This is a genomic window from Streptomyces malaysiensis subsp. samsunensis, assembly GCF_024519315.1.
Lineage (GTDB): Bacteria > Actinomycetota > Actinomycetes > Streptomycetales > Streptomycetaceae > Streptomyces > Streptomyces malaysiensis.
Map to the genome: position 1 here is coordinate 25,240 of NZ_JANIIC010000026.1, position 24,212 is coordinate 49,451.

At 70.2% G+C, this 24,212-nt stretch carries 15 protein-coding genes and 5 pseudogenes; 7 read left to right on the top strand and 13 right to left on the bottom strand.

The genetic code is table 11. The features are described 5' to 3' along the window. Positions 1 to 152: 152 nt before the first annotated feature. A complete protein-coding gene (locus tag NQU54_RS22050) occupies positions 153 to 644 on the bottom strand; it encodes a hypothetical protein (RefSeq protein ID WP_257632564.1) in 492 nt (163 codons plus the stop codon). 291 nt (positions 645 to 935) lie between these two features. Between NQU54_RS22050 and NQU54_RS22055 the strand changes: the two genes are divergently transcribed. After that, the gene (locus NQU54_RS22055; RefSeq protein ID WP_257632565.1) at positions 936 to 1,271 is read left to right on the top strand and encodes a hypothetical protein; all 336 of its coding nucleotides are present in this window, start codon (positions 936 to 938) and stop codon (positions 1,269 to 1,271) included. 1,016 nt (positions 1,272 to 2,287) lie between these two features. Here the strand turns inward: NQU54_RS22055 and NQU54_RS22060 are convergent. The 9 genes and pseudogenes from NQU54_RS22060 to NQU54_RS22100 all read right to left on the bottom strand — a co-directional run bounded on the left by NQU54_RS22060 (position 2,288) and on the right by NQU54_RS22100 (position 14,264). Further along, a complete protein-coding gene (locus tag NQU54_RS22060) occupies positions 2,288 to 2,842 on the bottom strand; it encodes a hypothetical protein (RefSeq protein WP_257632566.1) in 555 nt (184 codons plus the stop codon). Between the two features lie 223 nt (positions 2,843 to 3,065). Then, positions 3,066 to 3,512, bottom strand: a pseudogene (locus tag NQU54_RS22065) (SPW repeat protein). After that, on the bottom strand, positions 3,487 to 4,830 hold the full coding sequence (locus tag NQU54_RS22070; protein ID WP_257632567.1) for an ATP-binding SpoIIE family protein phosphatase: 1,344 nt from the start codon (positions 4,828 to 4,830) through the stop codon (positions 3,487 to 3,489). Before NQU54_RS22070 ends, NQU54_RS22065 begins: the two are co-directional and overlap by 26 nt. Positions 4,831 to 5,171: 341 nt before the next feature. Beyond that, positions 5,172 to 5,639 (bottom strand): annotated as a pseudogene (locus NQU54_RS22075) (DNA-binding protein). Then, positions 5,636 to 5,866 carry a CopG family transcriptional regulator gene (locus NQU54_RS22080; RefSeq protein WP_257632568.1) on the bottom strand — a complete coding sequence of 77 codons (231 nt, stop codon included), beginning with the start codon at positions 5,864 to 5,866 and terminating at the stop codon, positions 5,636 to 5,638. The pseudogene NQU54_RS22075 and the gene NQU54_RS22080 overlap by 4 nt, the downstream one beginning before the upstream one ends. 76 nt (positions 5,867 to 5,942) lie before the next feature. Beyond that, positions 5,943 to 7,190, bottom strand: a complete 1,248-nt coding sequence (locus tag NQU54_RS22085) for a TIGR02679 family protein (protein WP_257632569.1) — start codon at positions 7,188 to 7,190, stop codon at positions 5,943 to 5,945. 67 nt (positions 7,191 to 7,257) lie between these two features. Beyond that, a complete protein-coding gene (locus NQU54_RS22090) occupies positions 7,258 to 11,403 on the bottom strand; it encodes a TIGR02680 family protein (protein ID WP_257632570.1) in 4,146 nt (1,381 codons plus the stop codon). Beyond that, positions 11,400 to 12,665 carry a TIGR02678 family protein gene (locus NQU54_RS22095; RefSeq protein WP_257632571.1) on the bottom strand — a complete coding sequence of 422 codons (1,266 nt, stop codon included), beginning with the start codon at positions 12,663 to 12,665 and terminating at the stop codon, positions 11,400 to 11,402. Before NQU54_RS22095 ends, NQU54_RS22090 begins: the two co-directional genes overlap by 4 nt. A 9-nt stretch (positions 12,666 to 12,674) precedes the next feature. After that, a complete protein-coding gene (locus NQU54_RS22100; RefSeq protein ID WP_257632572.1) occupies positions 12,675 to 14,264 on the bottom strand; it encodes a TIGR02677 family protein in 1,590 nt (529 codons plus the stop codon). 723 nt (positions 14,265 to 14,987) lie between these two features. On the opposite strand from NQU54_RS22100, the gene NQU54_RS22105 reads away from it, so the two are divergent. The 5 genes and pseudogenes from NQU54_RS22105 (at position 14,988) to NQU54_RS22125 (ending at position 22,255) form a co-directional block, all read left to right on the top strand. Then, entirely contained in the window at positions 14,988 to 15,803 is an 816-nt protein-coding gene (locus NQU54_RS22105; protein ID WP_257632573.1) for a hypothetical protein, read from the top strand. Positions 15,804 to 16,169: 366 nt separating this feature from the next. Beyond that, positions 16,170 to 17,846, top strand: coding sequence for an SWIM zinc finger family protein (locus NQU54_RS22110; RefSeq protein ID WP_257632574.1), 1,677 nt, complete (start codon positions 16,170 to 16,172; stop codon positions 17,844 to 17,846). A gap of 386 nt (positions 17,847 to 18,232) precedes the next feature. Beyond that, positions 18,233 to 18,499, top strand: a pseudogene (locus NQU54_RS22115) (hypothetical protein); the annotation flags it as partial. Positions 18,500 to 18,691: 192 nt separating this feature from the next. Further along, positions 18,692 to 19,018, top strand: a pseudogene (locus tag NQU54_RS22120) (tyrosine-type recombinase/integrase); the annotation flags it as partial. 684 nt (positions 19,019 to 19,702) lie between these two features. After that, positions 19,703 to 22,255: a GmrSD restriction endonuclease domain-containing protein gene (locus NQU54_RS22125; RefSeq protein WP_257632575.1), complete on the top strand. Its 2,553-nt coding sequence runs from the start codon at positions 19,703 to 19,705 to the stop codon at positions 22,253 to 22,255. A 51-nt stretch (positions 22,256 to 22,306) separates the two neighbouring features. On the opposite strand, the gene NQU54_RS22130 is transcribed toward NQU54_RS22125, so the two are convergent. Together NQU54_RS22130 and NQU54_RS22135 are read right to left on the bottom strand one after the other, a co-directional pair. Further along, on the bottom strand, positions 22,307 to 22,546 hold the full coding sequence (locus NQU54_RS22130; RefSeq protein WP_059147699.1) for a hypothetical protein: 240 nt from the start codon (positions 22,544 to 22,546) through the stop codon (positions 22,307 to 22,309). A 236-nt stretch (positions 22,547 to 22,782) separates the two neighbouring features. Next, a complete protein-coding gene (locus NQU54_RS22135) occupies positions 22,783 to 23,385 on the bottom strand; it encodes a hypothetical protein (protein ID WP_257632576.1) in 603 nt (200 codons plus the stop codon). Positions 23,386 to 23,493: 108 nt separating this feature from the next. Here NQU54_RS22135 and NQU54_RS22140 point away from each other — a divergent pair. Continuing rightward, positions 23,494 to 23,781 (top strand): annotated as a pseudogene (locus tag NQU54_RS22140) (tyrosine-type recombinase/integrase); the annotation flags it as partial. Positions 23,782 to 23,847: 66 nt separating this feature from the next. Here the strand turns inward: NQU54_RS22140 and NQU54_RS49330 are convergent. Continuing rightward, positions 23,848 to 24,057, bottom strand: a complete 210-nt coding sequence (locus NQU54_RS49330; RefSeq protein ID WP_306278954.1) for a YybH family protein — start codon at positions 24,055 to 24,057, stop codon at positions 23,848 to 23,850. Between the last annotated feature and the right edge of the window lie 155 nt (positions 24,058 to 24,212).

Sequence of the window (24,212 nt, forward strand, 5' to 3'; positions counted from 1 at the left end):
TCTGTCCTTGACCATTACGTCCACCTTCACCACGTCCGCATGCCTATGTCGTCCTGCGCTTCTGATCCGGTGTGGGGCGGCTCGCGCTTCCACAGTGATGCCGTGTGCCCGGGAACCAGTTCCGGGCACACCGCATCGCGCGCTGCCGTACGTCAGCCGATGCCGAAGGGCTGACCCATCGGGCCGAAGCCGAAGCCGGGCTGCTGGGACTGCTGGCCGAACGACTGCGGGCCGTACCCGCCGCCCCACGGCTGCTGGCCCTGCATTCCCTGGCCCTGCATCCCCTGCTGGCCCTGCTGGCTTTGCATCCCCTGCTGGCTTTGCTGGAGCAGCGTCACGATCGCCGTCGGCAGCGCCTGCTGCACGGACTGCTCCACCGCGCCGCGGACGCCCTGCTGCAGCGTGTGGTGCAGCGCGACCGCGAGGTAGGGGTGCGCCTGATGGGCCAGGCCCTGCTGCTGCAGCTGCTGCTGGACCTGCTGGATCTGCTGCAGCGTCTGCTGCATGCGCTGCGCGATCTGCTGGCTCGCCTGCTGGCATGCCTGCTGGATCGCCTGCTGGACCACCTGCGCGAGCTGGCCCTGCGGGGCGCCGATCTGCTGGCCGAACTGCTGCTGGGGCTGGATACCGGTCATCACCGACATGAATGCTCCTTTCGATGCCATGGGAAGGTCAACATAAGGAATGATGCTGGCCTTATCGGAATAAACCCGACGCGTTGAAGCTAAGTTGACGAGGTCGCGACCGCAATCGGACGGGCCACTTCAGGTAAGGCCCCCGATCGGACCCGGCGAGTGGTGAAACCGTTGGTGGAGCGGCCGGATCGGCCGCCGCTGATGGAGCCGGAGGGCGATCGCTCACCTGATCGGACCCGTAGCGAAGTGGACGAGGCCCGCCGGGCCGTATGGCCCGCTGACGCCCATTCGGAGGAGGCGATGGAGCAGGAAACCGGCCGCCGGCCACTGCGCGATGTTCGGGCCGGTGGCGACCCGGACGGGGTCGCCCTTCTGATGGGCGGGGTTACCGATATGCAGGGTGAGATTACCCTGCCCGCAAATCTCGCTATGTGGACATCTTCTACCTATTTCGACATCTCGTTTAATAGCATCCCGCCTATTAGAGGAGTTGCGATGGGTGAGCACGTGCACGTCCGCATTTGGGATGGCCTGGCGGTGAGCGACGGCGGCGATGTGATCGAGCTGTCGCACTGTCACTGCGGTGCCACATGGAGCAGGACGTACCGGGTGGACGAGGGAGCCCCCGAGGAGTGAGCGGATGCACCGCGGATGCACCCGTCGCGTACCGAGCCTGCTGCGAAGCGTGCTTGCGGGCGGTAGCCCGGGCAGCCGCCGTCGTGACTGAGATCGCCCGGGTCCTCTGGCGTGGCCGTGATGTCGGCGCCGGACCTGGTGGGTCTCGTCCTTGGTGGTGTTGTGCAGCCGCAGGCGGGGCTCGGTTTCCGGGGCCAGGGCGGTGTGGAGGTCCCCAGCCGTAGCCGGTCGCCGGTGTCGGGATGGCCGTCGGTGGCCAGGTCGGCGGCGCGCTGCGGACCCGGTCCAGGCCCAGGGCCTCCAGCTCCTGCATCACCAGGGTGGCGGTGGCGTCCTGGGTGAGCGTCTGGTCGATCCGCAGACCGATCTCCCGCCCGGCTCCATCACGCCGTCGACGAGATGACCGGCGATGACCCGGTGGGCCGGCGTGCCGTGCGCAAGCGTCACAATGCCCAGGCTCCGCGCTCCACCGGGAGGCGGCAAGCCGACACGTGCCCCGCCCGCCCGCCGCACCGCCTTTACCCCCTGCACCGCCTTTACCCCCTGCACCGCCTTTACCCCTGGAGCGGCGTGAGCAGCATCCGCGCGGGTACTCGTTCGGCGCCGCTCGGGAGACATGGACAGGAGGCGGACTGCCATGACTCTGCCTGTACGACGTACGCCTGGCAGGCTCGCCGAGCCGCCGTTCCCCAGGTGGCTGAGGGACCCGCTGGCCGAGTTCGACGACCTGTTCAACCGGCTTTCCACCGATTGTGGATGGCCTTCGGCTCTGAACCTTCGCCATGCGAGGCCCGCGCCTCCATGCGTTCGGACGTCGAAAAATTTACTCAAAATGCCTTGACTTGAGGGGATTCTCATGGAGGCTGGTTAATAGACCACAACACCGAAAGAGTCACAAAGCCGGTGAGGACGTCTAGTCGGCGGAGTGGCTTGGACAGGATGTGGTTCAGGCCCCCGGCAAGCCGGCGCGATACCGAGGCGACAGTGACGACTGGAGCTTCAGGACACGCGCAGTACTACCGGGGACTGTTTTTTGCCAGGTGGGGGCGTTGCGCAGCCTGACGCAGGCCCGACCAAGCTCGCACTCTCAAACGATCAAGCGTGCTCCGCATCCGATGCCACGCATGGGACCGTCTGTGGTCATATTCCAGTGCCGCCGCATATTCCGATTCATCGGGCACGGGCACGGGCTGCCGCCACGACACTGACGTGTCGGTCTTCGGCGCGGCCCGTGCGATGTGCTCGGCCGTTTCCTCGGCTTCGTTTCCGTCCCGTGCGGAGACGGCGAGAAGGCGGAACGGGGCGGAGGGCCGGAGTTCGACGCATACCACCTGCCTGTCTCGCCGCACGGCTGCGAAGTCTTTCCCTGCCTGATGGCAGCGGATGCCGAGGGACAGGGCGCCAGGGATGCAGAGGCCCCTCTCGTGAACACCGCGCAGAGCCCGCCACCATTCGGGTTCGACCGTCACCCGGCGCACGGCCTCCAGCGGCACCCGCACGTCACGATGACGGGTGGCCGCCTTTTCCCACCACGCCAGGCGCATGACCACTTGATCGTCCTGGGTGAGCATCCCTGCCATCGTCAACTGCCTCTCCTCCGTCCTCACTCCCGTCGGGATCCGCTGATCCCGACGGGACCCAGGAGATACCCCTTGTCGTGGGGCTTCCAGTGTGTTATGTGAGGAATGAGCACTCTTGGGCCTGGAGTGCCAACGGCTGAACCGGGTGGCGTACTCGTGCGGCCGTGATCGAAGCGCGCGGTTCGCGCGGCCGCTGAACCGGGCGGGTGACGCTTCACCGCTGAGCCGGGCGGGTGACGCCGATGGTGAGACCCATTGCTGCCAGACCCAGCACCATGGTGACGGCACCGAGCCAACAGTTGTTCCAGACGATGCCGGCCCGTGCGCCGTGCGTGGCGGTGACCACCCATGGGGAGATCGGAAGTCAGACGCCGAGCGGCGCAAGCGTCCACGCCAGGCGGAACATCCGCTCCGGGACAAGGGTGAGACCGAAACCGATCAGGCCGACAGTGATGCCGACGATCAGGTTGTTGACGGCGATATTCGGCTGACCCGAGAAGTGGACGACCCACGGTGAGGTCGCGCCGTAGACGCCCGCCAGCAGGATCAGTCCTTCGAGTGCGATCGCCCTGCCGGTGGAGGCGGTACGTTCGAGCCGTTCCCGCATCTCCGCTATCTCGGGATGCCCGGTCATGTCACTGGAGTGCTGCGGATACGACATTGTCGCCGTCTCCTCTCCATCTTCGATTTATGCGCTCTTTATCTGGATTACCTGAATTGGGTAACAGAAGCAATGTCGAGTCAGGTGCAAGCATGACTTGCGTCACGTTGAAAGCGTGGCTTGGAGTATCGGAGTGTGATCGCGCGGTCGCTATGCGAATTGAGCTGGCGGGATGTCGGCGCTCTCTGCGTATCGCTTTTTCACTCGCGTGCACGTGACCGCCCTGCCGGTGGGTTGCCCGCGGTCCTGACAACGGGCGTTGGCGGCACCTCAGGCAGGGACCCCGGGATCCGCGCGCCTGGCGGCCGACGTGCTGTGGTCTGCGCGCCGGTTGGCTTGGACTGCCGCAAGTGCGGTTGCCGGTGAGAAGGGTTCGCGGTGCGAGAGGGCGCCGCGGTTGGAACCGGGGGTGCGGGGGCGGGGGCTGCTCGGCCCAGACGGTCTTGCCGGTGGGCGTGTGCCGGGTGCCCCAGCGTTCGGCGAGCTGGCCCACCAGGAAGAGGCCGCGACCGCCCTCGTCCAGGGCGCGGGCCCGGCGCAGGTGCGGGCTGGTATCGCTGGCGTCGGAGACGTCGCAGATCAGGGCGGAGTCGTGGATGAGCCGCAGCCGGATCGGGGGGCGGGCGTGGCGGATGGCGTTGGTGACCAGTTCGCTGACGATCAGTTCGGCGGTGGCCGTGGCGTCCCGGAGGCCCCAGATCGAGAGCTGGCGTGCGGCCCGTCGGCGTACGGTGGCGACGACGGCCGGATCGGCGGGCAGGTTCCAGGAGGCCACGTGGGAGGCGGCCATGATGTGGGTGCGCGCGACGAGCAAGGCCGCGTCGTCGTCCGGCCGGGTGGGCAGGAGCACCTCGACGATACGGTCGCACGTCGCCCCCGGCGAGGGAGCGGCTCGGGTCAGGGTCTCCAGCAGGGTGCGCTGTCCGGAGTCGATGTCGCGGTAGCGGTTTTGCACCAGTCCATCGGTGTAGAGGACGAGCAGGCTGTTTTCCGGGAGCCGGATGTCGGTGGCCTCGAACGGCAGGCCGCCCACGCCCAGCGGTGGCCCGCGCACCACGCTGAGGAAGCACGCTCTGCCGTCGGGTGTGACGAGGACCGGGGCGAGGTGGCCGGCGCTCGCCATGGTGCAGTGGCCGGAGATGGGGTCGTAGACGGCGTAGAGGCAGGTGGCGCCGACCTCGCCGACCGACTCGATGCCCTCTTCGATCTCTTCGAGGATGAGGTCGTCGAGCTGGGTGAGCAGCGCGGGGGCAGCGACAGGGGGAGTGGCGACGGCTCGAAGCGGGCTCTTGCGGGTTGTCGTGGCAGTGCTCGGCATCCTGGCTCCAGGTGGAGTCTGGGCTAGGCAATCTGCGATCTATCGGCAGTCTCTAGGCAAGAAGAAAGCCGCTTGACAGTTTGTCCAGCTCTTCGGCTAGGTCTGCCAAAGGGCTTCTTGAGGCACGTTTCCGCAGGTCACTGCGGCTTCTGTGCCCCCGGCGAAGGGCCCAGTACATGGGGACGAGCGGAATCATGGGCCGGTGCGGGTGAGCTAGTGATCCAGACGGTCGTCCCGGTGCATCGGGCGGGCAAGTAGACGATCGGCGCTTCGGCCTACGGGGGGCGCCTCACGGGCCCCATGCGTGCGGTGCACGTCCGGCAGGTGCGGGGAGCGGGCCGTCAGATCTTGATGACGGTGACGCGTCCGCCGCACAGCGCCGTGAGGTCTTCGGGGTCGGAGGTGAGCACTGTTGTGGGCCCAGGGGCGGCGAGGGCGGTGGCGCTGAGCATGGCGTCGGTGGCGTACTTGTGGGCGTGCAGGCCGGTGTCGGCCAGAAGGCGGCGGCATGGCGGGCGACGGCGTCGGTGACCGGCTCGGCGACGATACGGGAGAGGGGTCTACTCCAGTGCCGGACGGTTGATCCGGGGGTGGACCACCTCCACGAGAGTGGCGGCGCTGGTGATCACCGGAGGTCGTCGGCGCGGGCCAGAGCGAGCCATCCGGGGCGCGGGCCAGAGCGAGCCATCCGGGGCGCGGGCCAGAGCGAGCCAGCCGGTGACCATGCGGTCCCGCAGCGCGGCCTTGGCGAGTCCCTCGCTGTCGAGGACCAGGGTGCCGCCGGGTACGGCGGCGGGTGATCGCGTCATGCCGTGTTCGCTCCGTCGGGTGTCTGCTGCGCGCGGGCCTGCTGGAGTTGGTCCCGGAGCGCTTGGACCTCCTCGTCGGTGATCGGTCCGTGTTCGGCCTCGGCGACCGTGATGAGATCGTTGAGGTTGTCGCGCTCGATCTGGCGGGCCACGGACGCGGCGACGTATGCGGACAGGCCGGACGGCCCGCTGCGAGCGCGAGCGGCTTCGGCGATGTCCCGTGGCATCGTGATCGAGTACTTCTGGGTGGGTCGGACATGCTCCTTATGCTGCTACGCATACTCCACGCGATCCCGTGAGTTGTCAGGGTGCGAGGTCGGTCAGGAGATCGTCGAGGACGGTTTCCTCCTCGACACGTACGCCGAGTTCGCTGAGGGCGGTCCGCAGGTCCGGGTCCCAGGGAGCGGTGGCGGGTGTGCCCGTCAGGGATGGTGCCATGGGGCTTCTGCCGGCGGCGGCGCGGTAGTCGGCGGTGGTGTAGCGCCAGGGGTGCCAGGGGACGCGCCGGAGCAAGGCGGCGGCGATGCGTATGCCGCCCCAGTCGAAGTCGCCGTGGTAGAGCAGCTGTGCCCGGTGGGAGTGCAGGTGGCGCAGGAGGGTGAGGGCGGCGGCCGAGGGCTGGCCCTGGAGACAGATCAGGGGCGGGCAGGCAGGGCCGTAGGTGTCGGCCGCGGTGGCGAGCACGGTCGGGTTCTCGCAGATGCGTACCACCGGGGGCGTTGTGCGGGGAGGGGTGCGGGTGAGCTGGCGCAGGGTGAGCACGGCGGGTTCCCCGGTGTCGGTGGCCCAGTCGAGCGCGGGGGTGCCGCGTAGGCCCAGGGTCAGGACGGTGGAGGACAGGGCGTCCTTGAGGAGTCCCGCGCAGGCCCATGCTTCGCGGCGCCACTCGGCTCCGGTGCCGTCGGGGAAGCCGGTCAGGGCGCGGATGCCGGAGTGGACGAGGGTGGCGAGCGGGGTGCCGTCGTCGAGGGCGTGGGCGTCGCCGAGGGCGCGGGCGGCGAAGGCCGGGAGGGAGACGGCCGGATCCGTGGGCAGGCTCCGCAGCGCCGTCGCGGTGGAGGCGAGCAGGGTCCGGGCGGTCTCCGGGCCGCGTGCGAGGCGGCGGACGAGACCGCTCACGCGTATGTGCTCGCCCCAGTCGGTCAGTTCGGGCCGCTCGGAGCACAGACCGGTGAGCGGGGTGTACGCGTCGTGCCAGGCGTCCGCCTCCCGCCGTCGTACGTCGCTGAGGAGGGTGACGGGTCCGGTGAGGGCGATGACGGCGGCGGCGAGGCCGTCGGGGCTGACGCCGGAGCGGCGCAGGACGGCGTCGACGGCGTCGAGCCGGACGCTCAGCGAGCGCCCGCCGCCGGGGGCTCGGCCCAGCAGGCGCTCGGCGGCGGCCCGCTGGCCGTCGGTGGGCGCGGCCAGGGTGACCGGGCCGGTGAGCGGCTCGGCGCGTGCCATGCGGCGGCGTATCCGGTCCAGCAGCCAGGCACAGCCCGGGTCGCCGAGGAGGCGGGTGAGGCGGCCGTGGTCGACGCGCCCGGCGGGGGTGTCGGATGCGCTCATGTGAGGGTCTTCCCCCTTTCTCGCCACGGGCGGTCCTTCCTCGTCACGGGCGGCCCCGCGTCACTTCTCAGGCCCACAGGGCGTCCTGGCCGGGTGCGGGGTTCTCGGTGGGGGTGGGTTCGGGATCCCCGGGGGAGCGGCCCGGTGCGGGGACCGTCGCCATGCGGCGGTCGGGTTCGGGGGCCCGTGCCCGCTCGGCGCCGTCCCACTGCCAGCGGGTCACCAGGACCGCGTCGATGTCGTCGACCCGGGAGAGCTGCGCGATGGCGATGCCGGGCACTTGCGGGTAGCAGGCCCATTCACGCTCGCTGGTCATCACCACGTCCAGGTCGAAGGCGTGGAGCAGGCCCAGGCACTTGGCGCGGGAGTCGTCGTCGACGCCGGCGAAGGCTTCGTCCAGGGTGACCAGGCGCGGGGCGTGTGGAGCGGCGGTGGCGTAGTGGGCGGAGGCGGCGGCGAACAGGGGTACGGAGACGGCCAGGACGCGTTCGCCGCCGGAGGCGGGCCCGGTGGCGGGCACCCAGGCGCCGTGCTGGTGGCGTTCGATGCCGAATTCGTGCCAGGCGCGGTAGTCGAGCGCGGTGGTGAGCACTTCCAGCCAGCTGCCGGTGGCGTTTTCGGCCTGCGCGCGGGCGATCTGGGCTTGCAGGAACTCGCCGACCGCCGCCCGGTCCTCGGCCGCCCAGGCGTCGGCGGACTGGCGCAGCCGCGCTCGCGCCTGTGCCAGTCCGGCCGGTGCCTTGCGGGAGGGCCGCCAGATCAGGCGCAGCTTCATGCCGGTGGAGGTGGGCCGCTGCTCGAGTTCGGTGTTCATGGCGTGTACCTGGCGCTCGGCGGTGTCGATCAGCTCCTGAAGGGTGCCGGCGACCTCGGTCAGCAGGTGGGTTTCCAGGATTTCGCGTTCGTGTGCCGACAGGATGCGGGTCAGCTCGTGGACCTCGGTGGCCAGGGCCCCGGCCAGTTCGGGCACGGCCCGCCCGTGGCCCTGGTAGACGAGGTCGACGATCATCCCGTCCTCGGTCATGCGCGCCGTGGCGCTGTGGCCGCCCCGGGAGAGGACGTCCTGGAGCTTCTTGTACTCCTCGCTGAGCCGCTTCTGTACGCGTTCCCAGGCGCCCTCGGAGTCGTCCGTACCGGATAGCGCCGCCTCGATCGCACGGGCGAGCGCGATCGCCGGGGTGGCGGCCCAGGCGCCGCCGTCCAGCGGCGGTACGGGAGTCTCGGGCAGGGCGACGGTCAGCAGGCCGGTGGCCGCGAACCGCTGGAGCGCGGCGATGGCCTCGGCGCGTGTGGCCGCCGCTTCATGGACGTCCTTGTCCAGCTGCTCGATACGGCCCTCGGCGCGGCCGGCGCGGCGGTCCGCGGCGGAGTACTCGTGACGGGCCTGCTTCTGGTCCCGCTCGCACGTGGCGAGGGCACCCGCGGTTTCGGCCAGACGGCGCTCCAGCTCGGCGACGGCCGCGCCGACGGTCGAGCGGAGAGTGGTGTGGTGTTCGTCCGCGGCGGCGGCGAGCCGGGCCGCCTCGGCCATACGCTGGTCCAGTTCGGCCACCCGTTCCCCGGTCCGGCCGGTTTCCGCCTGCTCGTCGGCGACAGTGCGGCGCGCCTCGGCCCGGTCGCGCAGGGTCGGCCACAGGGCGGCGAGGGCGGCCGTGTGGTCGGCCAGGGCCTGGCGGACGGCGGTGAGGGCCGGTCGGTCGGCGGGCAGGTTCACGGCGTCGGCCGTCTCGGTCAGTGCGGTGGCCGCTTCGGCCTCGCGGCGGGCCGCCTCGGTGAGTTCGGCCGCGCGTTCTTCCTGGCGGGTGCGGGCCCGGTGGGCGGCGTCCGCCGCCGCGGCGGCCACCGCGTGGGCGTGGCGCAGGGGGGCGTCGTCGGGGACGGCGGCCAGTTCGGCGTCCAGGGTGCGGCGGCGCGCGGCCACCGTGGCGCGTTCGGCTTCATGGCGTGCCGTGCTGTCGGCCAGGGCGTCCAGTTCGCCGCGCAGGGTGGCGATCCGGGCGCGGCGTGCTTCCTCGCGAGCGCCTTCACCCACGTACACGGCCGCTTCCTTCGACCAGCTGCCGGTCAGCGCGCCGATGCGGAAGTGACCGTCCGCCGCCACCCACGTGCCGGGTGCACCGGTATCCCCGAGACCGATGGCCGCCAGGAGAGCGGACACGGCCGGTTCACCGACCTGCGTGGCCCGGGGATCGCCGTGGTCGACGGCGGGCCGCAGCGCGTCGGCGAGCACGGAGCCGGCCCGCGACGCATGCGAAGGCAGCGGGGACAGCAGCACGTCGTGCCCGCCCGCCTCCAGCATGGTGCCGTCCGGGCACACCCACGCGTCCAGGAGCCCGGACGCCTCCAACGCGGCCTCCAGCCCCGCCCGTTCGTCCGGCGTGACGTGGTCGTGAAAGTCGACCAGCCGCCACAGAGGCGCTCCGGGAGTCCGGTCGCGCAGGCCCGGGGTACGGGTGCGGGGTGCCTCCGGTCCGTGCTGGCCACCGGCCTCCAGCTCCGCCAGCTCCCTTCTCGCCGCGGTGCGCCGCTCGGCCAGCTCGGCCAGCCGCTGGCCGAGTGCGGCGGCCCGGTCGGCCAGGTCCGCGGCCTGCCCGCGGTGGGCTGCCGCGGTCTGCTCCCGGGCGGGGCTGGGGCCGTGCAGATGCGTGCCCCAGTCGTGCAGAGCGTCCAGGAGCCCCGTCCGGTCGGGAAGGTCCAGTTCCGTGCACCGGTCGAGGTGTTCGCGTACGGCACCCACCAGGTCTTGGCCTGCCTGTGTGGCGGACGCCTCCGCCTGAGCCTGGCGTTCGGCGGTGTGGGCGGCCTCGGTCTGGGCCTCGTCCAGGCGGCGGGCGGCGGCCCGCCGTTCGCCGGCGGCCCGCTCGGCCCCCGCGGCCAGCTCCTCCACGTGGTCGAGGGTGCGCCTCCGGCGTGCCACCGACTCCTCGGCCGCGTGGCGCAGTTCCGCCTCCGGGACCGTGTCGTGGGGCCCCAGCACGTCGTCGAGCCGGGCCGCTCGGGCCGTCTCCCGCGCTTGGCGCAGCGTGCTCTCGACCCGCTGCTCGGCCGCTGACAGCCGCCCTTCGGCGCTCGTCAGGCGGCCGAGGGCGCGGGAGTTCGCCTGGGCGGCCTGATCCCGGTCCGCCTCCGCTCGGGCCCGCTCGGCGGCGGTGCGCCGCGCATCGGCCGCCGCCTGCTCCAGCTCCCGGGCGCTGCGCATCTCCGGACCCGCGCGCAGCGCGGCGTCCTGGGCCGTCAGCCGCACGGCCGTCTCCTCCAGCCGGGCGATCCGCTCCGCGGCCTCCGACCGTTGCCGCTCGGCCTCCTCCCGCTCGGTCCGCGCCTGGGACAGGTCACGGTGCAGCTGTTCGTAGCGGGCGTGTTCGCTGCGCGGCAGCCGGGCCCGTCGGCGGGTGGCCACGCGGGCGTAGCGGCGGTAGTGGTCGAGGAAGGCGGAGGCGGCCCGTTCGGCCTCACCGGCCGCTCGCAGTTCCTCCTTTTCCTCGTCCAGGGAGCGGAACGCCTCGGCCACATCGGCGATCACCGCCTGGTCCATGGGCGGCAGCGCCTCGGTCAGCGCGCGGGACAGCGCCGTCTCATTCGGGCGCTTGGACAACTGGGGCTGGCGCAGCTGGATGAGCAGGTCGACCAGGGCGGCGTAGCGCCGCTCGCCGAGCCCGAACAGCGCCTCGTCGACCGCCCTGCGGTACGCCTTCGCCTGGTCGTGGACCATGCCGCGGCCGGCGACGGCCTCGGCCAGGCGATCCCGCGACAGCGCGGTGCCGGTGGCGTCGAGCAGGGTCAGCTCCTCGCCGACGCGCTGGTCGGTGACCGCGTACCAGTGGCGGGCGATGCCGCGGCCCGTTACCGCTTTCAGCCCGCACAGCAGCGTGCGGAAGTGCGCCCGGCCCGAGTCCTGGTCGCGGCGGCCGAATTCGATCCAGGTGTAGCCGAGCCGCTCCGGGTGCGGGTGCCGGCCGCCGAGCAGCAGGTTCCACTCCATGCGCTTGCCCGGGTCGGCGTCGGGTTCCACCCGGCGGGCGGACAGGTCGCCGTCCAGGAGGAAGGGCAGGGTCAGGGCGAGCACCTTGGACTTGCCGGTGCCGTTGTTGCCGCGCAGCAGCAGGCGGCCGTCACGGAACCAGAACTCCTCCGTGTCGTAGTGGAAGAGGTCGACCAGGCCGATGCGCAGCGGCTGCCACCGGCCGGGTGTCGGGTCGGGCAGGGCGGTCACGACTGCGGTGCCTTTCGCTTGGGTGTGCGGGGCGTGCGAGGAGCACGGGGTGTGCGGGAGGAAGCCTGTCCCGGTTCCGTCACGACGGTCTCGCCGACCGCGTACCGCGCGAGCGCGGGCAGGGGGACGATGCCCTTCGGGGTGGTGGCGACCAGGCCGAGCGCGGTGAGCCTCTCCAGCGCCTGGCCGACCAGCTCCGCCTCCGCGCCGGGCTGCTTGGCGCTCTTCGACCAGAACGCACCGTGTTCGGCGGCCAGCTCCTGAACCTTGCGTTCGAGGTCGGCGCGGCTCACCCCGCCGTCCATGGCCGTCAGGTGTTCGGCGAGCAGCAGGGTGACGTGCCCGTGCGTGCCCTGCTCCGGCATCCGTACGTCGGTCAGATCGTCGTGCGGGTCGACCATGGCGATGCCCTCGGCCCGCACCTCGGGAACCAGGCCGGTCAGTTCCGTGATGCGGGCGGTGAGGAAGGCGCGCTGGCGGGTCAGGTAGCCGAGTTCCTCGTCGGTCAGCTCCTCGTAGTACAGCACCGGGTCGTCCAGCAGCCTGCGGGTCAGCCGCTGGCGGATCGCGCGGAAGCGGAGCTCTTCGCTGTCCAGCGCGCTCTCGGCGGTCAGCTCGGCCAGCCGGTCCTCGAAGTCCTCGGTGGTGATCGTCGACGGGCCCCGGCGGGCGGCCAGCAGCCCGGCCAGGACGCGCCGCTGCACGTCGTAGAGCACGTCGCCGCTACCGCTGACGTATGCCTCCTCCTCGCCGGCCACCCGCCGCAGCACCCCATGGCGCAGCAGCAGCCGCACCACCGCCGCCAGATCCAGGCGTTCGTCGCGGCGCTCCATGGTGAACTCCACCCCGGCGGCGGCCAGGTGGGGATCGGCGGCGTCCAGCACCACCTGCTCGGCCAGGCGGCCCAGGGCGATCTGCGCCTCACCCCGCTCCAGCGCGGCCAGCGCCAGACACAGCAGCACATACCGGCGGCGCGTGAACGCGGCGCGGCCACGGGACGCCTCGCGCGCCGGGTGGGTGGGATCGGCCAGGGTGCCGGGCGTCCGGGCCAGCCGGGCGGCCTCTGCGTCCACCCGCAGCGACCAGCCGGTGTTGCGGTCGAACCAGTCGCGCAGCTCCGAGGCGTGCTGCCGCACCAGCCGGAACTCGTCCGCGTGCGGGCCCTGCGCCAGCAACAGCGGCTCCTTCAACAGCGTACGGGCCGCCTTGTGCACCTCGGCCGTTCGCCGGCCGTCCAGCACCTCGCCCAGGGGCGTGGTCATCGCTCCCCCTCAATCGTCTCGGCCGGTGTGTGGCTGTCCCGCGCGGCCGGGCCTGGCGAGGTCGGTGATCTCGATCAGGTGGTCGGGCCCGCGGAAGGTCCCGCCCGGCGTACGGATTTCGGCCGTCGTCCCGTCGGCGAGGGCCGTCAGCCGGATCTCCATCGAGCCGTCGTTGCTGGTCGCCACCGTGTTCGTCATACCGGGTCGCCACGTGGCCAGGGCATCGCCGAGCAGCTGCAAGAACAGTCCGAAGGCCACCGGGTCGAGTTCTCCCAGCGCGGACAACCGTATGGTGTCGTCCGTCGCGAGCCGGGCGCGGGCGGCGGCGATCTCCTCCGCCTGCCTGGCGGCGATCTCGGCGAGCCGGTGTCGCTGCTCGGAGCGGTCCTGCACCCGGCGGGCCCGCCCGCGGCGTTCGTAGCTGCCGGTACGGCGCAGTTGCGGGCTGATCCGCAGCGGCTCGGCCTCGGCCCACGACGTGGACGCGGGCACCGGGCGGGCCGTGCGCTCGGCCAGGGTATCGGCGTCCACGGTCAGATGACGCGCGGAGTACAGACCGAAGGCGGCGCGCCACAGCCGGTGCCGCGCCTCGTCGTCCGGGGCCTCGGCGAACCAGCGGGCCAGGGTACGGAAGTCCGCGGACCGGTCCGAACGCCCGGCCCGCCGCTCGTTCAACTGCCTGACAACCGCGAGGAGTTGCGGGATCGCCCCGAGGGCCCGCCCGCGCAGCAGCCGGGCCTGCGACTCACGGCCGTCCGCGGAGACGAACCAGGCGGTGAGCCCCGACCACTTCGCCGCCCACCGCTCATACGCCTGCTCCTCGGCGCTTTCGGCGTCCTCGGGCGCGGCGTCGGCCGCCTCACGGGCCGCCGCCAGCCGCAGCAGCACACCGGCCCGCCCGTCCTGCTCCAGCTCGCCGATGAGCACCGCGATCCGCCCGCCCAGCGTGATCAGGTCCTGGATGAACCGCTCCAGGTACTGGATCAGCCGGTCCTTGTAGGCGAGGAACACCTCGACCTCCACACCGTGCAGATCCATGGTGCGCTGGAGCGACCCCATGAACGCCCGCGCGTTCTCCGCCAGCGCCTCGAACCGGCCCGTCAGCGCCGACAGCGCCAGATGCGCCTTCGCCGCGTCCGGCCCGCCCTCCTCCCGCTCAGCCGCGATCACCAGAAGGGCCCGCAGCTGCGTGACGATGTCGTGCAGCGCCACCGCCTGCAACGCACCGCGCCGCCCCAGCACCTCGTCGTACACCGACAACGCCTGCTCGGCGGCCTCCCCGGCCTGCGTGAGCTGGTAGATGAACCGCTTGCGGTAGAAGTCCTCGACCGCGGTGACCCGGGAGGTGTCCGGATCCGCCCGCAGATTGCCCCACTCCACGAGGCTGTCCAGCGCCTTCACCACCGCGTCCAGATCGGGCGGCCGGTGCTCCGGCTCCAGCGCGGCCTGCACGTCCTCGGGCCGCAGATGCACCGCGAACCGCTCCTTCGCCGCGAGGAACGCACACATCACCTGACGGTACAAAGCCGCGTTCGGCACGGTCAGATGGATGAAGGGCGCGTGCTCGCTGCCGCGCGGACCGGAAGCTGGTGACGTCATCGTCCCGGCATTCTTCCCGACGCCCGAGCCAGGGCGGAAATCCCCCCCGCGGGGGTTGACAGGATGCCCTGCCGCTTACGCGTCACACCCCGCATGCGCAGAGCGACCGGTCGCTCGCAGACCACACTGACCTCCCACCGAGAGCACGGTGACACGACGTACCTCTTCGGCGGCCGGCTCCGCCGCCAGGAACATCGCCGACCACGAAGAAAACCGTACGGCGCACCACTGACAAACTCGGTGGGCGCGGCACAACCGCCGCCGCGTGCGGGCGGTGAGGGCGCGGCTCGCGTGCGGTCAGATCCTGATAACGGCGACCCGGCTGCCGCGCAGCCCGACGAGGTGATCACCAGCACCGCCACTCCACGGTTCCCGGGCATCTGTGTGACGGGCTGGTGGCCGGGGGCGCGGTAGCCGTCTGGCGGCACACGCGGGCTGCCGGCGGATCATCGGGTTGTCGTCGACGTTCGCCATGGCCCTCGCCGCGTCGTGGGCAGCCGCCGCAACAGCGTGGACCGCTTGCTCCGGTGAGGCGCTGCCGCACGTTCGAGTGCCCGGCGGGGGACGCGGCAAATAGGGACGGACCGGGCCATTGATGGGCGGTGAGCTGGTGATCCAGACGGCCGTCCCGGTGAATCGAGTGGGCACGTAGACGATCGGCGCTTCGGCCGCTGCGCACGGAGCCGCCCGTACGCCCACCCGGGGGTGCGCTTGAATGACTGCATGGCTGTGGTCATGGACGAGGAGACAGTGCACGCGTTCGCCGACGACACCGAGGTCACCGAGGGGCGGACGCTGCTCGCCGACGGCGCGGTGATCGAGGCGGAGAGTGAGCAGCGCGGCGTCAGCGGCTTGGTGCGGGACGGCTCGGGCGCCGCCTGCGACGTATGGGTGCAGGTCGTAGGGCGGGAACTGACGGCGGAATGCGACGGTCCGTGCGCCCTGGCCTCAGGACGCTTGTGTCGACATGCCGTCGCACTCGCCCTGCATGCCGTCGAACGGCGCTTGCCCTGGCACACCCCGCCCACCACCCGCCGCACGCCCGGCGAAGCCCTGCACGCGCTCACCGCCGTGGAGAAGGCCACCGTTCTGGACCGGCTGCTGGACGCTCGGCCCGAACTGCGCACGGAGGCCGACAAGATGGCCGTAGGACTGCTCGCTCCGCGTGAACGCACCGAACTGAACGCCCTTCAGGAGGGGACGGCGGCCGATGTCGAGCAGGCCCTGCGCGCCCTGGACACCGAGAGCCTGACCACCGGCTACCGCCCCGGCTTCGGGTACACCGACGTATACGAGGCGGCGAGCCACCTGATCGAGCCGGTCATCGAACAGCACGAGGCCGATGTCCGCCGCCGGCTGGCGCTGGGCATGCCCGACGCGGCCGAGGCCGTGGCCCTCGGCGTACTCGACGGTCTGGACGCCTGCGAAGGCGACTACGACGGCGACGAGGTGCTGTGCTACGCGGGGGAGAACCTCGCCGAGATCTACGGGTACAAAATCCGTGAACTGCTGCGCACCGCGGGCCGGGCCATGGAGTAGGCCCGCCACCGTGCCGATGCGAGGCAGGCCGGGGAACACCTGCGACCCGAGGCTGAGCTTCAGGAGGGGGATATCAGATTGTCGCGGTAGCCGCGCTGAGGGAACCCGGCGGCACCACGCCCTGGGAGCGCGCTCACGGGTCCTGCTGGTGGGCAGCGCGAATCTCGCTGAATCCGGGGCAAGAAGGAACCCGGAAGCCGGGGTGCTCGCCACCGGCGGCCCCGCTCCGCACAGGGCCGCCGAACGCATCCGGCGAATGAGGCGCCGGGGTTGGAGGCCAAGCCTGCCGAAGTCGTCAGCTCGCGCCCCTGGCCTCCCCTAGGCTGGCGGAGCATCAGAGCACAACCACGGCAGAGCGGAAGAACCATGCGCGGCCTCACCGAGGCGAACCTCAAAATGCTGGCCGGCACCCGTTCCTACGAGCGCGGGCTCGGCTACTTGGACGCGGTGTCCGGGGTCGAGGTCGGTGACGGCTGGGTCACCGCGAGTGTCCACGGCACGGAGCGGTACGAGGTGGAGTTGGTGCTGGACGGGCCCGGCGGGCTTTCCGGCGAGTGTGACTGCCCGTACGGCATGGAGGGCAACTTCTGCAAGCATCTGGTCGCCCTCGGCCTGACGGTGCTCGCCCAGCGGGAGAGCCTGCCGCGGCAGCGGAAGGCGGCCCGGGGCCGTGCGCAGGACCTTGACGGGTGGCTGTCCGCCCTGTCCAAGGACGCATTACTCGCCCTCGTCCGGGAACAGATCGCCGAGGACCGGCAGTTGCGCCGCCGCCTGGAGCTTCGGGCCGCGAGCGCTCGCGGCGACCTCGCCGCGGTCCGGGCCCGTATCCGTGATCTGCTGGATATCTCACCGTTCGCGCAGTACGGGTACGTCGAGTACGCCGATGCCCGCGCCTACGCCGACCAGGCCGGGCAGGCGGTGTCCGCGATCGGCGCGCTCACCGGTTCGGGCCGGGCCGACGACGCGATCACCCTGGCGCGGGAGGCGATGAAGCTGCTCGTCGACGCGGTGGAGAGCGTCGACGACTCGGACGGATGGCTCGGGCAGGTCGGTGCGGACCTCGCCGCCGCCCACCTCGAAGCGTGCGGTGCGGCACGCCCCGATCCCGTGGAGCTCGCGCGCTGGCTGGTTGGCCATGCGCTCGGCGACGTGGACGACGGCCTCACGGACATCGACCCGCTCGACTACGAGGAAATCCTCGGCGAAGAGGGGATGGCCGTCCTGCGGAAGTCGGCGGTCGAGGCGTGGCGGGGGAACCGCCGCGGCTGGGCGGAGAAGTACCTGATGGAGCGTCTGGCCAAAGCGGGAGGGGATGTCGACGCGGTGATCGCCGTGCATGCGGCCGACCTCTCACCGAACGGCCACACGCACCTGGTCATCGCCCACGAGCTGGACACCGCCCAGCGCCCCGACGAGGCCCTGCGCTGGGCGGAACGCGGCATCCAGGACGCCCGCGACCTCGCCGACGTCGACACCGCCCTCGTCGACTACCTCTGTGACCGCTACGCGCAGGCGGATCGGCTCCCCGATGCCGTCGCCCTGCGCCGCGACCACTTCGGCGCCCGCCGCACCCTGCTCGCGTACCAGCAACTGCGAGCCGCCGCCGGGGCCGCGGACTGCTGGCCGGCCGAGCGTGAGGGAGCGCTGGCTCTGCTGCGTGCCGACGCAGAGCAGCAACAGCACTCCCGGTACGGCGGCCCGGTCCTGATCGACGCCCTGCTCGACGACAAGGACACCGACGCGGCCTGGCAAGCCGCCACCGAGACCGGCGCCCACGACCAACAGTGGCTCACGCTCGCCGACCAGTCCCGTGCCGCCCGCCCCGCCGACGCGCTCGGCGTCTACCGGCGCCTGGCCGAACCCCTCACGAAGCAGACGGGCAACGCGATCTACGAGCAGCTCACCAGCCTGCTGCTGAGCATCCGCGACTGCCACCGCCGCCTGGGTACCCAGGACGAGTTCACCACGTACCTCACCGCCCTGCGCGCCGACCAGAAGCGCAAACGAAACCTGATGCGGCTCCTCGATCAGCACGGCCTGTGAACCCACGACCGGCCCCTGAAAGCCGAGCCTGTACGACCGGAGCCTGGGGCGTCCGACGGCCGGTTGGGAATCGTCGTATGGCATGGGCCGACTGCTGTAGTGAAGCGCTTCTCGCAGGCTCGAGTGCCCGGCGGGGGACACGGAAAATGGGGACGAACGGGATCATCGGTGCCCGGTGAGCTGGTCATCCAGACCACCTTCCCGGTGACGGTGCCCCGAGCTCGCACGTAACCGACCGGTGCTCCGACCGCACGGGAGCCGCCCCTGACGGCTTCCGTGCCGCCACCCGGCGGCTCGGCCGTGGGGCAACCCCCTCACCTATGGGTGTGGTCCTGGATACAGTGGGTAGTCACAGCGTTGCTCGGCCACCTCGACCGGAGGCAGACATGGCCCGTGCCTGGGAGGCTGACCCGTCCGCGTTATTCGAGCGTCGGCTGGGGAAGTCGGCCGAAGAGCTAGGGAACTCCGACGGCAACGACGAGTGTCCGGACATCTGGCAGCTCGACAACGGTGATGTGGCTGTGATCGGCAGGGATCTGACAGCCGTCTACGGCCCCCGCCTGCCGCAGGGCGTGAACCTCGCTCCTGATGAGCGGCTGGTCGTCATCCCGGGGAACATGCTCCGCGCGGCGAAGAAGGACATCCCCGATGCCGATCACATCGCCAGGCGGACAGGACGAGCACTTCGGCAGCACCCACTCCGAGCTGTCGGGATCCTCACGTGACGTCGTCCAGGCGAGAAGTGTGCACGGAGGCATCCACTTCCACGCGCAGGCCACACCGGACGCGGGGAGCTCCTCCAACCCTGTCCCACGCCAGTTACCGGCCGACGTGGGCGGATCGAGACGTACGGGACGGCGGACGACGGTCGGCTGTTCTTCAACGAGCGGGGTGGGCTCGTCGCTTCGTGCACCTACTACCGGGTCTGGCACGAGGCGCGGGGCCTGGCGCTTCCGCCCGATCAGGTCGCTTCGCCGCTGGTCGGTCGCCCGTACGACCTGCGGCCCTCGGCGTTGTCCACGTGGCTCAACGCTGGAGTGGACCCCACCGAGGTTGCCGAGCGGGCCGGGAACAGCGTGGAAGTGCTGTTCTCCCGGTACGCGAAGTGCCTGTACGGCAGGCAGGAGATCGCCAACGGTCGCATCGGAGATCTGCTGCGCGAGTACGAGTGATCGGCGCACCACGCACCATCGCAAGGCCCCTGGACCAGTCCGGGGGCCTTCGCCATTTCCGGGTGCTGACCTGCGGAAACGACCCAAGATCTCCGCCACGAATACGCCACGACCACCGACAAACAGCGGCTCAGCGCTGCATCCGGCTGCGCATACAAGAAGACCCCGCACCTAACGAAACCGCTGGTGGCGGGGTCTTTGGGCACCTCATCCAAGGTGCCCCCGGCGGGGGACCCAGTACATGGGGACGAACCGAGCCGTTGGTGGGCGGTGAACTGGTGATCCAGACTGTTTTCCGGCTGGCCTGGTAGTTCCACCGGCGTGGCTGAATGTCCGGCGTGGTTGGCGATCCGACCGACGCAAGTGAGGCCACGGTCTTGGCCGATACGCTTCCGTCCGGCTGGCGGCTCTGCGGAACCTGCGGCACATGACGGGGCCGCCAGCCCGCCCTCCCATCCCCATCAGATGGCGTGAGAGTCGGGGCAGAGATAGGGGGCCGCCCCTACTGGAATCAACCGCGGACCGTAGGCGCCCACCTGCCGGGCGTATCACGTTTTCGGCCAAGATGGCGGAGGGACCCCGAAAATGCACAGGCAGCTCTGCTCCCGCGACGCATTCTCGTTAGGTTGTCAGCCTTGGGGACGCCGGGCGGAAGGTCCTGGCGCAGGGGGAGGCGGAGGATCATTGGAAGCGCGGGAGACAACCTTCGAGCGGCTGATCCAGGGGGACAATCAGTTTCAGGTTCCGCTGTATCAGCGCACCTACAGCTGGGATGTCGACGACCATCGACGGCTGTGGGACGACCTGGTGGAGCAGGCGACGGTCGGCTCGGACGCATCACAGGCGCCCAGCGGCCATTTCCTTGGCTCGTTGGTGCTTGATCCCCGCCCGCCGATGCCCGACACCGTGCAACGCTGGGTCGTCATCGATGGTCAGCAGCGGTTGACAACGCTGATGCTGCTTGCCTGCGCCCTTCGTGATCACGTGCGGACGTTCGACAAGGTCAAGGCCGATCTCATTCACCGTCGGTACCTGATCAACGAAGAGGACTACGGTGGCCTCGACGCCTACCGTCTGCTCCCGACACAGGCCGACCGGCCTTCGTATCTCGCGTGTGTGGACAACGATCCCCAGGCGGGTGGGGACGACAGTATCGGCGTCGCCTACCGGTTCTTCCTGGCGGCGCTCGCCGAGTATGACCCTGCCGGTGAGTGGGACACCGTTCGTCACATCGACCAGGCGTTGCGGCACCGGCTTACGCTGGTGACGATCACCGCCGGGCCACAGGACAATGCTTTTCGAATCTTCGAGTCCCTGAACAACACAGGCAAGCCGCTGAGCCAGGCCGACCTCCTGCGCAACTATGTGTTCATGCAGCTCCCGCGTCTGGGCGAGCACGTGTACGACAAGATATGGCTTCCCCTGCAGACGGAACTCGGGCCGGAGCGACTGACTACTCTGGCGTGGCTGGACCTCGTTCTGCAGGGACAGTCGCGGGTCACCATCAGCGAGGTCTACCAGGGGCAACAACGGCGGATGGGCCGGATTGTCGCTGCTTCCGATGAGGAAGGACTACGGGACGATCTGGCCCGTCTCCGGCGCCTTGGCCACCTGCTCATGCGGGTCTTCGAGCCCGAGCGCGAGCCCGACGTCGAGTTGCGCGCGGTGCTGCAACGTCTTGTCCAGTGGGGCGGGGAAGCCCATTACCCTCCGGCACTCCATGTTCTGGACCGAGTGGATCGTGGGACGGTCGAGCCCAGGGAGGCCGTCGAAGCGCTCAGCTTTGTGGAGAGCTTCCTGGTCCGGCGCATGATCTGTCGGGAACCGTCGCAAAGCGTTCGGCAGATTCTGGCCACGCTGCCTTCGGGTATCGAGCGGGACCGTTCGCTGCCGGAGGCGGTACACCGCTACCTGTCCGGCCTGCGGCGAGGGTGGCCACGGGACGAGGATCTGCGCGAGGCGATCCGTACCCAGCCCTTCTACTGGCAGGGCAGCAGCCGCCATCGCGCCTATGTGCTCAGGCGGTTCGAGGAGGACTACATGGCTCCGGAGCCGGTCGACTTCTCGCGGGCCTGGGCGACCATCGAGCACGTACTTCCGCAGCGGCCCGGACAGGAATGGCTCGCCATGCTCGCCGAAGACACCGAGGAGGGGGAGCGGGCAGAGGAACTGCACGAGACGCTGGTTCACACTCTGGGCAATCTGACCCTCACTGGTGAGAACACGCGCCTATCCAACCACCCCTACGAGCGCAAGCAGCAGATCTTCGATCAGAGCGCCCTGCGGATGAACCGGGAGATCGCCGCCACCGAACGCTGGGGGAGGAAGGAGATTCTCAGCCGCGCCGATCGGCTCGCCGATCGCGCGGTGCGCATGTGGCCCGGGCCCGTCACGGGCGACGACGATCAGTCCGGTGAGCGCTCGGAGTGGCTGAGGCTGAGGAAGGTGCTGGCGGCCCTGCCCTCCGGCAAGTGGACCACATACAAGGACCTCGCCGCGGTGACCGGAGCCGGCTCTCCCCAGACTGTCGGAAATTATCTGGCCACCCGCACCGGTATCCCCAACGCCCATCGGGTGCTGCGGGCCAACGGCACGTCTTCGCCCGACTTCGCCTGGCTCGACGGCCGTAAGGAGACCCAGCGGGAGGCGCTCGAGCGTGAGGGTGTCCGCTTCAACGGCGCGGTGGCCGACCCTGAACAGAAGCTGACCACGGAAGAGCTGGCCGATCTAGCCGGTCTCGACAGGCCCCGTGAGGTGGAAGAGGAGGCCGCGGCAGCATCCGAGGCCGAGGGCATTATCACCGACCGTGCGGAGAACTTCGGCAAGCTGCTCAGGACTCACCACCCCGACCTCGCCGATGGGCTGCTGACCCTGCTGCGTAAGTGGGAGGCGGATGGCGGGTGGCTCGGATACGGCCTCGCCGAGGAGACGAGCTGTGCGCCGATGCTCCGCGAAGGAAACGGCTCGCAGGGTTCGATATGGCCCGTGAGCATCTATCCGCGATCGGGGGTCGTCGAAGTGGTCTTCGCACACTTGGCGAGGCGGGAGCCTTTCACCAGGCCAGGGCTACTCGCGGAACTCCGTGACCGGATCCGGGCGATTCCTGGAGTGACGCTGACCGTCCCCGATGAGGAATTGCCCAGGCGACGGCCGAGCTTTCCACTGGGTGTCCTGCGCGGCGGTGGGCTGGTTCGGTTTGCCGAGACGCTGGAATGGTTCCGTCAACAGAGCCTGTGACGCACGGCGAGCACTCGGGACGTCGGTGGCCGGATCGCCACCTTGAGAACGTCAGCGTTCCCCTGCGTCTGTCAGCGAGGAACTCAGAAATGGGCTGGGGGTCCCCTGCCCAAAGAGATCCACCGTGTCGCGTGCCCGGGCGGCCGCCACAAACAGCAGGGACCGCGCCCGCTGCTTCGAGGACCGGCCACGGATGTTTATGCCCAGACTGCCCAGCATCACCTGGTTCGTGTAGATGCGCTGGTGGGTGTCGCCGACCAGGAACAGGTCGTCTGCGGGACGGGCAGTCATGGCGTATGTCCCCTTGAACCGCGTCCTCGGCTCATCAAATCCCCATCCGTCCGTGGAGAGCGTGGATTCCGGGGCAATTCGGCATGCGTCCTTCGACCGGGTATGCAGTCTGCCAGCCCCTGTGGGCTGTGGCCCCGCACAAGGCTCTCACCTTTGCGTACAGCCCTGGCTGCACGGTGCAGCCAGCAGCGACGACTATGCCGGAGCGGATGGGTTCGGGGAGTCCGCGCCGCGGGTCACTGTTCCTGGCTCCCGATCTCGTCGAAGCCTTCGAGGAGGATCTCGGCGTGGTCGCGCAGCCCGGGATCTTCATCGCTCTCCCGGATCGTGGTGAGCGCGGGGCGGTATTCGCCGTACGGCGAGAAGGTGACCGCCCACACCGCGGTCTCCCGTACCCGCCGATCAGAGTGGTGCAATGCGGCGTTGATCCTTGCGAAGAACGTCTCATCGAACTCGTGGGGAGCGCCGAGTCCGGCGCGGAGCACGGCCCGAGCCAGTGAGACTGGCGTGGAGGCGCCGTCCACTTCCGCGAGCAGTTCCGCCAACGGCCAGGTGTTCAAGCGTGGTTCGACCAGCTCCTGGGCTCCGTGGACCGCTTCTGCATTCTTACCGATCACTGTCACGTAGCTGTCCCTGGCAAGGTCGTCCTCCGTGTAGTGGAGCGCAAGCGCGGCTCCGGGCGGTGCCCAGAAGACGTGGTAGGCGATGCCTTCCTCGGGGTCTGCCTGGTCCGTTTCGCGCCTCGGCCAGCCCAGCTCCTGCGCGAAGCGCTCGACTTCCTCTTCGCAGAACCGCTTGCGCAGAACTATGCGCCGCGTCCGGGCCCAGTTGGTGCCCATGAGGAGGTCGCCTTCTTCTTCCGGTCGGTCCGCAGTGCCGCGGCGGACCCATGCTGTGGATCACAAACCGTATATCTGATATGTGCGCTGGTGAACTGTTGTGCAGGCGAGAAGGGCTCGGTTGTCCCGTCCTCGACGTATTACCGGGTGTGGCAGGAGGCGCGGGTGCTGGCACTTCCGTCGGCCGTTGCGTCCTCGCGGCTTGCGCGTAGGCCATACGGCCTTCGGTACTCGGCGCTGTCGACATGGCTCAATGCGGGAGTGGGTCTCACGGAGGTTGCCGGGCGCGCCGGCAACAGGGTTGAGGTCCTGCTGACCCGGTACGCGAAGTGCCTTGATGGGCGGCAGGACGTCGCCAACCGTCGCATCGAGGACCTGCTCTGCGAGTACGAGTGACCCCGCCTGCCGTGTCCGAGGCCCCTGGCGTCCACCAGGGGCCTCAGTGTTTTCCAGGTGCCTTGCTCAGAACGCTGGTTCCACAGTGTCCTCGGTGAGGAGTTGCTGTGCGCGGGTGCCGAAGGGGTTGTCGATGACATACCGCCAACGGCCGTCCGGACCCTGCCGGGCGACGTCGGTGGCAGTGCCCTCGACGTGCACAGCCTGTCCTTCCCGGTCGGTCCCGTCGATGCCCCAGTCCACGATCAGCAGCGCCAGGTCTCCGTTGCGGTACACGTGCCGCGGACGGACCGAGATGGGAACTCCGAGCTTCTGCCAGGCGGCCGTTGGCGGCGTGCAGGTCCGGGACGGTTGCCGGTGTTCCCGGCTGCGGGACCAGCACCGCCGCGTCCTCGTAGACCTGCGCCAGCGCGGTGGCGTCGCCGCTGTTG

Excerpts from the sequence above, each read along its gene's own strand:
- NQU54_RS22050 (WP_257632564.1), bottom strand. The coding sequence starts at position 644 with ATGTCGGTGATGACCGGTATCCAGCCCCAGCAGCAGTTCGGCCAGCAG.
- NQU54_RS22055 (WP_257632565.1), top strand. The coding sequence starts at position 936 with ATGGAGCAGGAAACCGGCCGCCGGCCACTGCGCGATGTTCGGGCCGGT.
- NQU54_RS22060 (WP_257632566.1), bottom strand. The coding sequence starts at position 2,842 with ATGCTCACCCAGGACGATCAAGTGGTCATGCGCCTGGCGTGGTGGGAA.
- NQU54_RS22070 (WP_257632567.1), bottom strand. The coding sequence starts at position 4,830 with ATGCCGAGCACTGCCACGACAACCCGCAAGAGCCCGCTTCGAGCCGTC.
- NQU54_RS22080 (WP_257632568.1), bottom strand. The coding sequence starts at position 5,866 with ATGCCACGGGACATCGCCGAAGCCGCTCGCGCTCGCAGCGGGCCGTCC.
- NQU54_RS22085 (WP_257632569.1), bottom strand. The coding sequence starts at position 7,190 with ATGAGCGCATCCGACACCCCCGCCGGGCGCGTCGACCACGGCCGCCTC.
- NQU54_RS22095 (WP_257632571.1), bottom strand. The coding sequence starts at position 12,665 with ATGACCACGCCCCTGGGCGAGGTGCTGGACGGCCGGCGAACGGCCGAG.
- NQU54_RS22100 (WP_257632572.1), bottom strand. The coding sequence starts at position 14,264 with ATGACGTCACCAGCTTCCGGTCCGCGCGGCAGCGAGCACGCGCCCTTC.
- NQU54_RS22105 (WP_257632573.1), top strand. The coding sequence starts at position 14,988 with ATGGCTGTGGTCATGGACGAGGAGACAGTGCACGCGTTCGCCGACGAC.
- NQU54_RS22110 (WP_257632574.1), top strand. The coding sequence starts at position 16,170 with ATGCGCGGCCTCACCGAGGCGAACCTCAAAATGCTGGCCGGCACCCGT.
- NQU54_RS22130 (WP_059147699.1), bottom strand. The coding sequence starts at position 22,546 with ATGACTGCCCGTCCCGCAGACGACCTGTTCCTGGTCGGCGACACCCAC.
- NQU54_RS22135 (WP_257632576.1), bottom strand. The coding sequence starts at position 23,385 with ATGGGCACCAACTGGGCCCGGACGCGGCGCATAGTTCTGCGCAAGCGG.